This is a genomic window from Novosphingobium sp., assembly GCF_030696665.1.
In the GTDB taxonomy this organism is placed as follows: Bacteria; Pseudomonadota; Alphaproteobacteria; order Sphingomonadales; family Sphingomonadaceae; genus Novosphingobium.
In genome coordinates this window covers 464,501-477,273 of sequence record NZ_JAUYRV010000046.1, presented here as the reverse complement: position 1 = coordinate 477,273, position 12,773 = coordinate 464,501, and the positions used below count along the sequence as shown (strand labels likewise).

Here is a 12,773-nt window from a genome sequence, read left to right as displayed (position 1 = left end):
GCCTTATCCCCAAGCCACTGGATTGCGTTCTGTGGAATCCGCGTTATTGTCCGACACTTGTCTGTCACTCTTGGGGGGTAAATCGGGGATGCGGTCTGTTGGTACATTGACGCGCGCGGATCTTGCAGAAAGCATTAATCGTCGTGTCGGCCTGTCGCGGGCAGATTCGTTGGAGATGGTTGAATCCATCCTGCAACACATGTGCGAAGCGCTTGCTGAAGGCGAAAACGTCAAGATTTCGGGCTTCGGCACGTTCCTGCTGCGTGACAAGGCAGAGCGCGTGGGCCGCAATCCCAAGACTGGCGTTGAAGTGCCAATTACGCCACGCCGCGTTCTCAGCTTCCGCGCCAGCCAGATGCTAAAGGATCGCATCGGCCAGGTTTGATCACCCTGCAAGAACCAGCGCCTATGGAAAAAACCAACCTTCCCCGCTCTGCCGATGGCAAAGAACCAGGTGCTTTGCGCACCATTGGCGAAGTGGCGAAGGCGTTGGGCATTCGGCAGCATGTTCTACGCTATTGGGAAGAGCAATTTCCCCTGCTGCGTCCGCTGACGCGGGCAGGAGGGCGACGCTATTATCGCCCCGAAGATGTCGCGCTGATCTCTCGGATAGACCGGTTGCTCCACCACGAAGGGTACACAATCAAAGGTGCCAAGCAGGCGCTCGGCGGCGGCAAAACCACAATAGTCAAAGCCGACCAGCAGCATGAAGAGCGCCCCGCGCCGGTAGAATCCGCCGCTCCGCTCATTGAATTCCTGCAAGGTATCCGCGACCGATTGGCCGTGGCACTCGATTAGTCGATCAGTTGCGGACCCAGCGCCGGGTCCAGATCGCGCGGTCGCTTGATCTCCACCAGTCGCGCGCAGCCTTCTGAAACGTCGGCCCAACGCGCAACATCCAGTTCCAGCACGGCAAACGTCGCCGTCGGGAATTTCTCCTCGACGACGTCACGCAGGGGCGATGACCCATCGTCAGGCACCAGATCGAAGATCAGATCCTCCAGCCCGGGATTGTGCCCTACCATCAGCACGCTGGCCGGATCGCCCGAAAGCTCCTTGATCAGGTCGATCAACGTGGCTGAGCTGGCAAGGTAGATGCGCCGGTCCCATTCGACCTTGAAAGTGCATTTCCACGCCTTGCTTGCCTCTTCAACGGTCTCGGCCGCGCGCACGGCGGGGCTGGCGATCATGCGGTCGAACGTGCGCCCGGTTTCCCGGATATAACCACCCATCGCCTGCGCCCCCCGCTGTCCGCGCGCGTTCAGTGGGCGGTCGAAATCGCGCGCGCGCGCGTCGCTCCAGTCCGATTTGGCATGGCGGAACAGGGCCAGTGTTTTCACGAAATCCCCTCGTGACGCTTGGTTGCGTCCGCGTTCCCAGAAACACCGCTGCCCACGCTTTGTAAAGCCGCATCAAGTGTAACGCGCCGGATCGGGGTGCCTGCCGGGAAAGCTGATAGCAGCCGTGATGGGAAAGCGGAGGACAGCACCACAAAATGCCCTTTGTCTCCGGCCGAACGAATCAGTCGCCCGAAGGCCTGCGCCAGCCGCGCGCGGATAATGCGATCATCGTATACAGCGCCGCCGCCCGCCAGTCGCCGCGCCCGGTGCAGGATCGAAGGTTTGGGCCACGGCACCTGCTCCATCACCACCAGCCGCAGTGAGTGGCCCGGCACATCGACCCCATCGCGCAGCGCATCGGTGCCCAGAAGCGATGCACGCGGATCATCGCGGAAGATGTCCACCAGCGTGCCGGTATCGATCGGATCGACGTGCTGCGCAAACAAGGGCAGCCCGTTGCGTGCCAGTCGGTCGGCAATCCGGCCATAGACCGCGCGCAGCCGCCGGATTGCGGTAAACAGCCCCAGCGCGCCGCCGCCCGAAGCCTCGATCAACCGTCCATAGGCCGCTGCCAGCGCCGGAATGTCGCCCTTCGGCACATCGGTTACAATCAGCACTTCGGCCTGATTGGCGTAGTCGAACGGACTGTCCGCACCGAACAATCGCGGATTCACGTCAAGATGCGGCGCGCCGCTGCGTGTCACTGCGCTCGACCAGTCCTCGCCATCGCGCAATGTGGCAGACGTCATCATCACCCCATGCGAAGGCGCAAGCACGCTTTCGGCGAAGGGCTTCATCGGATCAAGGTAATGCCGGTGCAGCCCCACGTCCCACTCGCGCCCGTCCGAACGCTCCACCGCAATCCAGTCTACAAAGTCAGGATCGCCTGGCCCGCCCAGGCGCGCCAGCAGCGCGATCCACCCGGCGATCAGATCGCTGCGCCAGCCAATCGCCCCGCGCGCACCCTCGATCCGCGCGCGTGCAGTGCCATCGAGCCAGTCCGGCCCATCCTCGATCAGGGCCTCCAGCCGTAGCCCCAGCCGCACCAGCGGCTTGCGCAAAGCCTCCAGAGCTTCCTGCGCACGGCCGGAGACTTCGATAAATGCGCCGTCCAACTGTGCAATCTCGGTCTCAAGGCCGTAGCCCGCTTCCTGCCCGCCGCTTTCGTCCCGCGCATAGGCGAGCGCCCGTGCTGCGCAGAGCAGTTCTTCCATCGGCCCTGAAGGCGTGCGTTCCACCACCCGCGCCAGCCAGCCTTCAGAGGGCAGGGCTTCTGCCGCCGTGCGCGCCTGCGCAATCGCTCGCTCGCCTTCCTCGTCATAACTCGCCACATCGGCCAGCCGAGCCGAAAGCCCGCGCCGTCGTCCGCGCGATTTGCCCTCCGGCCCGATTACCCAGCGGCGCAGTTCAATTGTTTCCGCCCCGGTAATGGCTGCCGAAAACGTTGAGTCCGCAGCCTCAAACACGTGATGGCCTTCGTCGAACACGATCCGCGTTGGCCGCTGTGCTGCATCGCGCCCGCGCGCCGCATTGACCATCACCAGCGCGTGATTGGCGATCACCAGTTCCGCATCGGCAGAGGCCCGTGCCGCGCGCTCGATAAAGCACTTCCGGTAATGCGGGCACCCGGCATAGACGCATTCGCCCCGCTGGTCGGTCAGTGCCGCGATCCCGCGCTTGCGGAACAGTGTGCCCAGCCAGCCCGGCAAATCGCCGCCCACCATGTCGCCATCCTGGCTGAACACTGCCCACCGCGCCACCAACTGTGCCAGCACCGCCGCCCGTCCTCCGAACCCGCCTTGCAGCGCATCCTCAAGGTTCAGCAGGCAAAGGTAGTTTTCGCGCCCCTTGCGCACCACCACCGGCGGTTTGCCATTCCGCTCTGCGGGAAAGGCGCGACGGCTTTCGCGCCGCAATTGGCGCTGCAACGCCTTGGTATAGGTCGATACCCACACCGTTCCGCCCGATTGCTCTGCCCATAACGAGGCCGGTGCGAGATAGCCGAACGTCTTGCCCGTCCCGGTCCCCGCCTGCGCCAGCACCACGTGCGGCTGGCGTTGATCCCGGCGCGGCGCAAACATCCGCCCCGCCTCACGCGCATAGGCCTGTTGTGCGGGCCGGCTTTCCGCATCCGCGCCCGTCAATTCTGCCAGACGCGCCACCACGGCATCGTCTGCGAGCACAACTTGGGCGGGTTGCGGGCGGTCCGCTGTCTCTTCCCATTCGGGCAGGCGCGTAAACAGCCAGCGTTCGGCGCGTTGCGGCTTTTTGATGCGTGGTGTCAGCAGTGTTGCCCACGGCCAGCGCATGCGTATCAGCGATTGCAGGGCTGTCCATGCGCCTTCACGCTCGGCCCAGTCATCGCGCTCGCATGTTGCCAGCAAGGCTTCGGCGGCCTGTTGCAGCAGCAATGGCACCGCATCGTCGCCCACAGGTTCAGGCAGATCAAGCGTGTGGGCCAACCCTTTGGGCGTTGGCACCATGAACTTTGCCGGATGGATGAACGCAAACAGTTCGAGCAGATCCAGCCCCGACAGATCGGGATAGCCCAGACGGCTGGCCACCAGTGGCGCGTTCAGCATCAGCAGCGGCGTATCGGCTGCCGCGACAATCGCATCGCCCTTGCTCACCCCGCGCGTGGAGAATCCGTCGCGCAGCCAGCACCCGCCGTGGCTGGCATGAATCGCCGGAAGCGACATGGCTGGGTGTACAAGGGCGGGGATTTCGGTCACGCACAACCGTTAGAACAGGAATGGAACACGCGGCAAGCCTGAACCGGCTCAAAAGAATCCTGCACGCGGATTAACCAGCCCCCTTAAACTTTGTGCGCAGCATCCGTCCTTCTCGCTGGGAACCTTTTACCGACGCGGCTTATGCCCGCTTCGGCCCATAGTGGAGAATGGGAAATGGCAGTCATCAACACCAATATCAGCGCGGTCCGTGCGACCAACGCTTCAAATTCAGCGAACAAGATGCTCGGCGTTGCAATGGAACGCCTGTCGACCGGCAAGCGCATCAACGGTGCCAAGGACGACGCGGCGGGCCTTGCGATCACCACCACCATGACCTCGCAAATCAAGGGCATGAGTCAGGGCGTGCGTAACGCGAACGACGGTATCAGCCTTGCCCAGACCGCCGATGGCGCGCTCAATGAAGTCACCGCGATGCTGCAGCGCATCCGCGAACTCGCCGTACAGGCCGCATCGGGCACCTATCAGGGCTCTGACCGTGACGCGATGCAGTCGGAAGTGGAAAACCTCACCAGCCAGGTCAGCGAAGTTCTGACCAAGACCAAGTTCAACGGCAACGATCTGTTCACAGTGGAAACAGCGCCGGTCGCCGCAGATAATCTCGAATTCGTGATCCAGACCGGTGCTGAAACCAACGATACCGTGACGCTTGTCAGCGTGGCCTTCGATGGCGACGTGCTGTTTGGCACAAGCAATACTGCCTACACGGCAGCCGGTACGCAGTCGCTCAAGGTCAATGACACCGTTGCGGGAGACGGCAGCGGCACCACGAACGCCACAGCCACCATTACCAATGTCGACGATGCTTTGGCTGCTGTCAGTGCTACTCGCGCTGGCCTCGGTGCAGGCCAGAACCGCCTTGAATCGGTGATCAACAACCTCAACGATAACGTCACGAACCTCTCGGACGCCCGCTCGCGCATTCTGGATACGGACTACTCCGCAGAAACCACGCAGATGGCCAAGGCGCAGATCCTGTCGCAGGCGTCGACGGCGATGATCGCGCAGGCCAATCAGGCCCAGCAGAACGTCCTGTCGCTGCTGAAGTAAGCATGACTTCTCGCTTCTGAGGATTGCCTCCCCTCAGAAGCACCTCCACGGAACGGCGGGACCGCGTGAGCGCGGCCCCGCCTTTTCGGCGTTTTCCTACAGGGCAGGGCTTATGATAGGCAGCGAAAATGCTGCTGACTGCCGCCCCACACCCCCACACATTCGTCACCCCGGGCTTGACCGGGGGTCGCGCTTAAACGCGCCAAATCCCACCCCACCTGGGGCATGACTCTTTCTCTCAGGACTGTGTAAACCCCGTAAACCCCTTCAGCTTTCGCTTGCGAAACCTGAACAGCCGCGCAAAAGGGCGGGCACTATGACAGATGCCATCCACACCGCCGCCCAAACCTCCAAGGCATGGCCCTTCGAGGAAGCCCGCAAGCTCATCAAGCGCTTCCCGGGCGGCAAACGCGATGCCTCTGGCGAACTGGTGCCCGTGCTGTTCGAAACCGGCTACGGCCCCTCGGGCCTGCCGCACATCGGCACGTTTCAGGAAGTGCTGCGCACCACCTTCGTGCGCCGCGCCTATGAAGTGCTCACAGGCGGTCATCCCACACGCCTCGTCGCTTTCTCGGATGACATGGACGGGTTGCGCAAGGTGCCCGACAACGTGCCCAACAAGGCGGTGCTCGATGCGCACCTCGGCCACCCGCTCAGCCGCATTCCCGATCCGTTCGAGAAGTTCGAAAGCTTCGCCCACCACAACAATGCGATGCTGCGCGCGTTTCTGGATCGCTTCGGTTTCGATTACGAATTCGTCTCGGCCTCGGACCGCTATAACGCCGGCGTCTTTGACGATGCGTTGAAGAACGTGCTGCGCAACTGGCAGGCGATCATGGACATCATGCTCCCCACCTTGCGCGAGGAGCGCCGCAAGACCTATTCGCCGGTCCTCCCGGTCTCGCCCACCACGGGCGAAGTGCTGCAGGTGCCGGTCGAAGTGGTGGACGCCGAAGCCGGGATCGTCCGTTTCACCGACAGCAATGGCGAGACCATCGAACACACCGTGCTGGGCGGCTGGTCCAAGCTGCAGTGGAAGGTCGATTGGGCGATGCGCTGGGTTGCGCTGGGCGTGGACTACGAAATGTGCGGCAAGGATTTGACCGACAGCGTCACCCAATCGGGCAAGATCGCCCGCGTGCTGGGCGGCCATCGCCCCGAAGGCCTGATCTACGAACTCTTCCTCGATGAGAAGGGCGAGAAGATCTCCAAGTCCAAGGGCAATGGCCTGACCATCGAGCAGTGGCTCGAATACGGCAGCGAGGAATCGCTCGGCTTCTACCTGTTCCGCGAACCCAAGAGCGCCAAGTCGCTCCACGTCGGCATCATCCCGCGCGCGGTCGATGAATACTGGCAGTTCCGCGAAAAGCTGCCCGCACAGCCGGTCGAGCAGCAGTTGGGCAATCCGGTCTGGCACTTGCTGCGCACCAACGGCTACCAAGGCGGCGAGGGTGACAGCCTGCCGGTCACTTACGGCCTCTTGCTCAACCTCGTAGGCGTGCTTGGCGCGTCGGCCACACGTGAGCAGGTCTGGTCCTACCTCGGCAATTACGTGGAGAACGCAGACGCCGCGGCGCACCCAGCGCTCGACGGCCTGGTCACCCGCGCGCTCGCCTACAACCGCGATTTCATCGCGCCCACGCTGCAGCGCCGCAAGCCGGAGAGCAACGAAGCACAGGCTCTGGCCGCACTCGACGAGGAATTGGCGGGCACGTCAGACGACGCGACGGCGGAAGAACTGCAGAACATCGTCTACGAGATCGGCAAAGATCCGCACTACGGCTTCGAACAGCTGCGCGACTGGTTCAAATGCCTCTATGAAACGCTGCTGGGTTCCAGCGCAGGGCCGCGCATGGGCAGTTTCATCGCGCTCTACGGCGTTGACAACACGCGCAAACTGATTGCCGAGGCGCTGGACTGAGGGGCAGGGGGACTATTTCCCCTGTTCAAGCCGATCCAGCCGGCTTTCGATCCGCCCGAGCGCTTCGAGAATGTGCAATTGCTCTTCGTGGGTGAAGGCATCGCGGTTTTCGTTGAGGCGGTCGATCAGGCGGACCACGATCATCGGCGCGATCAGGAAGATCGAAATGTGCATCAGCGATACCGCCACGATCTGCCCCGCGCCGGTCTTTGGGGAGATGTCGCCGTACCCGGTCGAGGTTGCCGTCGTCGCGGCCCAGTAGAGGCCGGTCATGAAGTCCAGCCCTTCGAACCGGGCCAGCAGTGCCGCTGCGATAGCCAGCAGCAGGGCGTAGATCAGCACGAGTTCAAGGAACGTGTCGGTCGCAGCGCGCAGGTTTTTCATGCTTCCTCCATGATCACGTGGGGGACAAAGCGGGCGCGGTTGCCCGTGATCAGGCCATCCTCGCGGATGCCTAGTCCAGCGGCCTCGCCCGCAACGATCCAGCTGCCCAGCACCGGGTAGCCGCAGCCGAAATCCTTGAGCGGATAGCGCTGCTGGAACACCATGCGGCTGGCGTCATACTTGCCTTCCGACCGCGCCAGAACCGTGCCGTTCGAGACGACCTCAATGTTCGCCCCCTCACGCGCCAGCACCGGCTTGGCCACATAGTCCGGCCCCACCGCGCCGGGCGAGAACGAGGCGGGTAGCAGGTTGGGGTGATTGGGGAACAAGTCCCACAGCACCGTCAATACCGCCTTGTTGCTCCACAGCATCTTCCACACCGGCTCCAGCCAGATGGTCTCGTGAATGTGCGGCAGGATGGCGGTTCCAAACTGCTCAGTGGCCAGCCACTCCCAAGGATAGAGTTTGAACAGCGCGGTGATCAGGAAATCGTCCTGATCCAGAATGCGGCCATCTGCATCAATCCCGATCTGGTCGATCAGCAGGCCGAACGTTTCCAGCCCGGCTTGCGCCGCCAGATCGCGCAGATACGTGGTGGTCATCGTGTCTTCATGTGCATCGTCGGCCACATGCGTGAACCACACACGCCGCCCCGGCAGTGCGCCTGCCACGGCCTGCCAGCGCGCCAGCAGCTTTTCGTGCAGGCTGTTGAGTTGGTCGGCCTGCGGGAACACCTCTTCCTTCCAGAACCACTGGACGATCGAGGTTTCGAGCAGCGAAGTGGGCGTATCGCAGTTGTATTCGAGCAGTTTGGGCTGACCGGTGCCATCCCACGCAAAATCGAACCGCCCGAAGTCGAGCGCGGGCGAACGGCGCTGCCACGCCTCGCGCACCACGTTGTGCCAGTGCGCGGGAATGCCGCACGATGCCATCAGCACATCATCGCGGACGATGACTTCAGCGGCTTCGATATAGAGCTTGTGGACGGCTTCGGTCGCGTCTTCGATCGTTTCGATCTGCGCCAGCGAGAACGCATAGGCTGCGCTCTCGTCCCAGTAGGGGCCGTCAGCGTCGCTGTGCCACAGCAGGCCGAGGTCGGCGACTTTTGCCTGCCAGTCCGTGCGCGGGGCAAGCGTCAGGCGTCGCACCGATCAGGACCAACTGCCGCCGAACGACTTGCCGCTGGACCCGAAGCCACCGCGCGAAACCGGCGTGCTGCGCGTCATGTTTGCACCTGCAGGCGCTTGCGCATACGTCGCGCCCTTGGCCGGGAAGTAGCTGCCCTTGTACCCATAACTGGGATCGCGCACTGGATCGCCATAGTAAGGCACGCGGTTGCCGCGCCCGACGTAGTACCAGAAGAACGAACTGCCAGCGCGCCCGGTGGCGCGGCCATTGCGGCAGTTCTCATCGGGAATGCGGCGGCCTTCCTGATCGACGCAGACAGCGGTATCGCGGTCTGCCACCACGCCATCGTCCCAGTCGTTGCCGCCAGAACATCCAGCCAGCGTTGCCGCCATTGCGGTGGTCAGCACGAGTTGCTTTTTCATCGCCAATCCTTCCGCAACGGCGCTCAGGGCACCATGCAGGCGGCTTGCAGCACGCCCGTGCCAAGCCCGATCCCGCCGACGAAGATTCCCGAGGCGATGCATCCTTCGCCAAGCTTTGCAGCGACTTCCCGGAAGAGCAGGCGGGCAATCACGACGAAAACCAGCAGTTGCACCACCGCGGCCACCGCGCCCCACATCATCACGTCAGCCAGGCTGACCGAATTGGCGGTGACGACCGCGACCGGAATGGCAAACCCGATGAACGTGCCGACCAGTTGCGTGGCGGCTGCCGCATTTCCTTCACGGATGAGCACGAATTCCGGATGGGGCGTGAAGCGCGAATAGAGGAACAGGAACACCACCGCCAAGGCGATGACCGTTCCGAAATACGCCAGAAAATGTGGCAGTGCTGCCACGAAGTATCCAAGCATCGCAATTCCCCCTGCTCCGGCCTTAGCCCCCGACGCTTCCTGTAAAGCAGCGCCGCGTTACAGTTGCAAGCCACCGGCGGCTGGTATCAGCGGCTGGCGGCGATCCATGCGCGCACCTTGGCCTCAAGCACCTGCATCGGCAAGGCCCCGCTGCCCAGAACCTGATCGTGGAACTGGCGGATGTCGAAACGATCGCCCAGCGCGGTTTCGGCTTCCTTGCGCAGCCGCTGGATCGTCAGCGCGCCGATCTTGTAGGACAGCGCTTGCCCCGGAATGGCGATGTAGCGGTCCACTTCGGCTTCGGCATCGCTGCGGCCCATGCCTGAATTGCCGAGCATGTAGTCCACCGCCTGTTCGCGGCTCCAGCCCTTGGTGTGAAGGCCGGTGTCTACGACCAGCCGCATGGCGCGCAGCATCTCGTCGTCCAGCGTGCCCCAATGCTGCATCGGGTCTTTGTAGAACCCCATCTCGTACCCCAGCGTTTCGGCATAGAGCGCCCAGCCTTCGATGTAAGCGGTGTTGCCGCCGAACCGCTGGAAATCGGGGAGGGCGGTATTCTCTTGCGCAAGGCTGATCTGGAAGTGATGCCCCGGCGCGCCTTCGTGCAGATAAAGCGTGGCAATGCCGGTCAGAAAACGGCTCTTCAGGTCATAGGAATTGAAGAAGAATGTGCCCGGCAGCCTGCCATCGGGCGATCCTTGCGCATAGCTGCCGCCCGCCTCGAATTTTGCGCGATAGGGCGGGTATGACTGGATCTGCAGTGGCGTGCGCGGCAGGTGAAGGAAATAGCGCGGTGCGAGTGTATCGACCTTGCGGCCGACCGCGCGGAAACCTTCGGCCAGCTCGTTTTCGGTGCGCGGGTGATATTTCGGATCGGTGCGGATATGATCGAAGAAATCGCGCAGTGGGCCGTTAAAGCCCAACTCGCCCTTCACCTGCTCCATCTCGCTCTGAATCCGGGCCACTTCGCCAAGGCCAAGGTCGTGGACGGCCGCCGGATCAAGGTCGAGCGTGGTGTTGATCCGCACCAGACGGCGATAAAGCGCAGGTCCACCGGGGATGGCAGACAGGCCGACGCTGCTACGGGCGGCGGGCCGGTATTCCTCGGCCAGAAAGCGCCGCAGGTCGCGATAACCCGGATAGACCACATTTGCGGTCACCTGATGAAGGTCGTGGCGCAACTTGCTGCGCTGGACCTGCGGCATGTCTGTGGGAAAGCTGCGCGCAGCGGACATGAACGGCGACCGGTCGACCGGCTGAGCCAGCAACCCGTCGATCTGCGTGATCATGTTATCCACGGTCAGGCGCGGTGCAGTGACGCCGCTGGCCATGCCTTCGCGGAAACGAGCGATGGCCTGATCGAACACTTTAGGAAGAGCGCGGTGTCGGGCAATCAACAGTTCGTAATCGCCCGCGTTCTCCAGCACCAGCCCGCTGCCGGGTGATGAAAGTTCGGGGTACGACACATGGAAGCCGCCGAAGTGGTTGAACGGCTGCACCTCGGTCAGTGCAAGTGAGTCTGGCGTAAGCAGCGCCTGCTCTGCCTGTTTTGCATCAAGCATGACCGCGCGTGAGATGCGGTGGCCTTCGTCGAGCGCGGCGGGATCAATGTCGCCCAGATCGCCTAGCAGGCGGTTGTTGGCATCGCGCCGTTCGCGTGCAAGGCGCGGCGTGAATAGTAGCAGGAACTGGCTCGTTGGCACGCGCTTGCCCTGTTGCAACGCGCCCAGCGGATCAAGCGCAAGGCTTTGGTGCAGGTCTGCTGCAAACAAACGGTCGAGCGACGTATTTGCGGAAATGGGCGGCGCTGCGCGCTGTGCCGGCTGGCCGCCTGGCTGTCCGTCGATCCTTGCTTTCGGCTCAATCGTTCCGGGCTTTGATGCGCCATGCGGGGCGACCCCGGGTGACGAGGGTGCTGCCGTCGCAGCAAGCAGGCAGAGCGCAGCGCCGCCCAAAGCCAGCCGACGCATCAGCACCACGGGCGCGCCCGATACCACTTGGTCAGGACATATTTCACGCCGCGCACCACCGGCATTCCGGCGTGCATGGCATTGGGATTGGGCGTGCCATCAGGCTTCATGTTGTTCCAGATCAGCAGGGCGCCCGGCTGGGGCGGGATGGACAGGTCAAGGCGGGTGAAGTCGGTCGTCCCGCCTTCTTCAACGGCATTGAGATACGCCATTGCAGTCCAGCTACGCTGACCGCCACGCCTTTGTTCCGCGTCCCAGAAATGTTGTGAAGGCAGGAAGTGATCGTAGTGCCCGCGAAACTCCTGACCCGGGTGGTAGCGCTGCCCCTGAATTGTCTCACCATATGCAGGATCAATGCCCATCAGATCATCAATCCGCCGCTGCAGCATGATGACGAACGGGTCGTTAGGATCGACGTCACCAGAGTAGCTGGTCCGCCCGGTAGCGTCAGTCCCCATGTAGGTTGGAGAGGGGCGCGCGACCGACTCGACGATGGTCATAAGCCTGTTACATTCGGCTTCGGAAAAAAATTGGGCGACGCCAAATATTTCGAGTTCATCGACCGGCAGCCGGTAGACGCCGGGGTCTTGCGTCAGCCGTTTGCGGACAACCTCACCTACACGCTTGAGGGCAAGTGTCTCAGTCGACAAGCGCGTGGTCTTTGCAAAAATCGACATCTCAGGAACCGTCCTGCTTCAATGCGTTGTATGGTGCAAGCCCCGTCATTTAGTCCGAAGTGGACGCTTAATACAGATTTCATCAAGCATTTCCCGCAACTTTGGGTTAACCAAAAGCAACAAGGGTTGTTTTTAGCGGTCGCTGAACGATCATAAGTTTCGATGCAGTGCTTAGGGGCGTGTACCTGCTGTCGGGTCTAAAAGCGGCCTTTTGCCGTCATGAGCGTTGGTTGGCCGGAGGAGTTTTGTTTGGACGCCTTCGCTGATCCGGAACTGGAAAGTCTGAAACTCGCCGTAGCGATTTACGGCCTTCGTAGAAAGCGGGATGCAGCCAGCGCCCGGCGGGGTTTATTTGGCGAACCCGGCTGGGATATCCTTCTCGATCTGTACATCGCGGATCGTCGCCGTACCGAAGTGCAGGTCTCTTCGGTGTGCCTTGATGCGGGCGTACCGTCGACCACCATACTGCGCTGGATTGCCCGGCTGGAACAGGAAGGCCTGATCTATCGCATTGCCGATAATGCCGACGCGCGCCGTCGATACGTCCGGCTTACCGAGGACGGGCACGAAATGATGCGCAATGTGCTGCGCGCGCTATCGGGCGCTGCTCTCGGTTGATCCTACAAAACAACGGCCCCACTGTCTTTTGTCAGTGGGGCCGCCTGATTGATGGCTGACGGTTGCCAGCCATCAAAGCTAT

The 12,773-nt window shown here is 62.4% G+C and carries 13 protein-coding genes; 5 read left to right on the top strand and 8 right to left on the bottom strand.

Going from position 1 to position 12,773, the window contains the following annotated elements; all coding sequences use genetic code 11:
* The first annotated feature begins 88 nt into the window (after positions 1–88).
* Positions 89–385 carry an integration host factor subunit alpha gene (locus Q8R81_RS15115; protein ID WP_305619242.1) on the top strand — a complete coding sequence of 99 codons (297 nt, stop codon included), beginning with the start codon at positions 89–91 and terminating at the stop codon, positions 383–385.
* A gap of 23 nt (positions 386–408) precedes the next feature.
* Entirely contained in the window at positions 409–798 is a 390-nt protein-coding gene (locus tag Q8R81_RS15110) for a MerR family transcriptional regulator (RefSeq protein ID WP_305619240.1), read from the top strand.
* Here Q8R81_RS15110 and Q8R81_RS15105 read toward each other — a convergent pair.
* Positions 795–1,340: a histidine phosphatase family protein gene (locus tag Q8R81_RS15105; RefSeq protein WP_305619238.1), complete on the bottom strand. Its 546-nt coding sequence runs from the start codon at positions 1,338–1,340 to the stop codon at positions 795–797. The two genes, Q8R81_RS15110 and Q8R81_RS15105, sit on opposite strands and share 4 nt — an antisense overlap.
* Positions 1,337–4,039, bottom strand: a complete 2,703-nt coding sequence (locus Q8R81_RS15100) for an ATP-dependent DNA helicase (RefSeq protein WP_305619423.1) — start codon at positions 4,037–4,039, stop codon at positions 1,337–1,339. The genes Q8R81_RS15105 and Q8R81_RS15100 overlap by 4 nt, the downstream gene beginning before the upstream one ends.
* A 207-nt stretch (positions 4,040–4,246) precedes the next feature.
* Between Q8R81_RS15100 and Q8R81_RS15095 the strand changes: the two genes are divergently transcribed.
* Complete coding sequence (locus tag Q8R81_RS15095) at positions 4,247–5,140, top strand: flagellin (protein ID WP_305619236.1); 894 nt, start codon at positions 4,247–4,249, stop codon at positions 5,138–5,140.
* 316 nt (positions 5,141–5,456) lie between these two features.
* Positions 5,457–7,061, top strand: coding sequence for a lysine--tRNA ligase (locus tag Q8R81_RS15090; protein ID WP_305619234.1), 1,605 nt, complete (start codon positions 5,457–5,459; stop codon positions 7,059–7,061).
* Positions 7,062–7,073: 12 nt separating this feature from the next.
* Here the strand turns inward: Q8R81_RS15090 and Q8R81_RS15085 are convergent, their stop codons facing one another.
* The 6 genes from Q8R81_RS15085 to Q8R81_RS15060 all read right to left on the bottom strand — a co-directional run bounded on the left by Q8R81_RS15085 (position 7,074) and on the right by Q8R81_RS15060 (position 12,073).
* On the bottom strand, positions 7,074–7,445 hold the full coding sequence (locus Q8R81_RS15085; RefSeq protein ID WP_305619232.1) for a potassium channel family protein: 372 nt from the start codon (positions 7,443–7,445) through the stop codon (positions 7,074–7,076).
* On the bottom strand, positions 7,442–8,593 hold the full coding sequence (locus Q8R81_RS15080; protein ID WP_305619230.1) for a glutathionylspermidine synthase family protein: 1,152 nt from the start codon (positions 8,591–8,593) through the stop codon (positions 7,442–7,444). Before Q8R81_RS15080 ends, Q8R81_RS15085 begins: the two co-directional genes overlap by 4 nt.
* A 3-nt stretch (positions 8,594–8,596) precedes the next feature.
* Positions 8,597–8,995 (bottom strand): hypothetical protein, encoded by a 399-nt coding sequence (locus Q8R81_RS15075; protein ID WP_305619227.1) that lies wholly within the window; start codon positions 8,993–8,995, stop codon positions 8,597–8,599.
* A 23-nt stretch (positions 8,996–9,018) separates the two neighbouring features.
* Entirely contained in the window at positions 9,019–9,426 is a 408-nt protein-coding gene (locus Q8R81_RS15070) for a DUF350 domain-containing protein (RefSeq protein ID WP_305619225.1), read from the bottom strand.
* An 86-nt stretch (positions 9,427–9,512) separates the two neighbouring features.
* Complete coding sequence (locus tag Q8R81_RS15065; RefSeq protein ID WP_305619223.1) at positions 9,513–11,396, bottom strand: DUF885 family protein; 1,884 nt, start codon at positions 11,394–11,396, stop codon at positions 9,513–9,515.
* Complete coding sequence (locus tag Q8R81_RS15060) at positions 11,396–12,073, bottom strand: 2OG-Fe(II) oxygenase (RefSeq protein WP_305619221.1); 678 nt, start codon at positions 12,071–12,073, stop codon at positions 11,396–11,398. The genes Q8R81_RS15065 and Q8R81_RS15060 overlap by 1 nt, the downstream gene beginning before the upstream one ends.
* 249 nt (positions 12,074–12,322) lie before the next feature.
* Between Q8R81_RS15060 and Q8R81_RS15055 the strand changes: the two genes are divergently transcribed.
* A complete protein-coding gene (locus Q8R81_RS15055) occupies positions 12,323–12,691 on the top strand; it encodes a MarR family transcriptional regulator (protein WP_305619219.1) in 369 nt (122 codons plus the stop codon).
* Positions 12,692–12,773: the final 82 nt, after the last annotated feature.

Bases quoted from the DNA above. Each gene is read 5' to 3' on its own strand.
- Q8R81_RS15115 (WP_305619242.1), top strand. From the start codon at position 89: ATGCGGTCTGTTGGTACATTGACGCGCGCGGATCTTGCAGAAAGCATT.
- Q8R81_RS15110 (WP_305619240.1), top strand. From the start codon at position 409: ATGGAAAAAACCAACCTTCCCCGCTCTGCCGATGGCAAAGAACCAGGT.
- Q8R81_RS15100 (WP_305619423.1), bottom strand. From the start codon at position 4,039: ATGTCGCTTCCGGCGATTCATGCCAGCCACGGCGGGTGCTGGCTGCGC.
- Q8R81_RS15095 (WP_305619236.1), top strand. From the start codon at position 4,247: ATGGCAGTCATCAACACCAATATCAGCGCGGTCCGTGCGACCAACGCT.
- Q8R81_RS15090 (WP_305619234.1), top strand. From the start codon at position 5,457: ATGACAGATGCCATCCACACCGCCGCCCAAACCTCCAAGGCATGGCCC.
- Q8R81_RS15085 (WP_305619232.1), bottom strand. From the start codon at position 7,445: ATGAAAAACCTGCGCGCTGCGACCGACACGTTCCTTGAACTCGTGCTG.
- Q8R81_RS15075 (WP_305619227.1), bottom strand. From the start codon at position 8,995: ATGAAAAAGCAACTCGTGCTGACCACCGCAATGGCGGCAACGCTGGCT.
- Q8R81_RS15070 (WP_305619225.1), bottom strand. From the start codon at position 9,426: ATGCTTGGATACTTCGTGGCAGCACTGCCACATTTTCTGGCGTATTTC.
- Q8R81_RS15065 (WP_305619223.1), bottom strand. From the start codon at position 11,396: ATGCGTCGGCTGGCTTTGGGCGGCGCTGCGCTCTGCCTGCTTGCTGCG.
- Q8R81_RS15060 (WP_305619221.1), bottom strand. From the start codon at position 12,073: ATGTCGATTTTTGCAAAGACCACGCGCTTGTCGACTGAGACACTTGCC.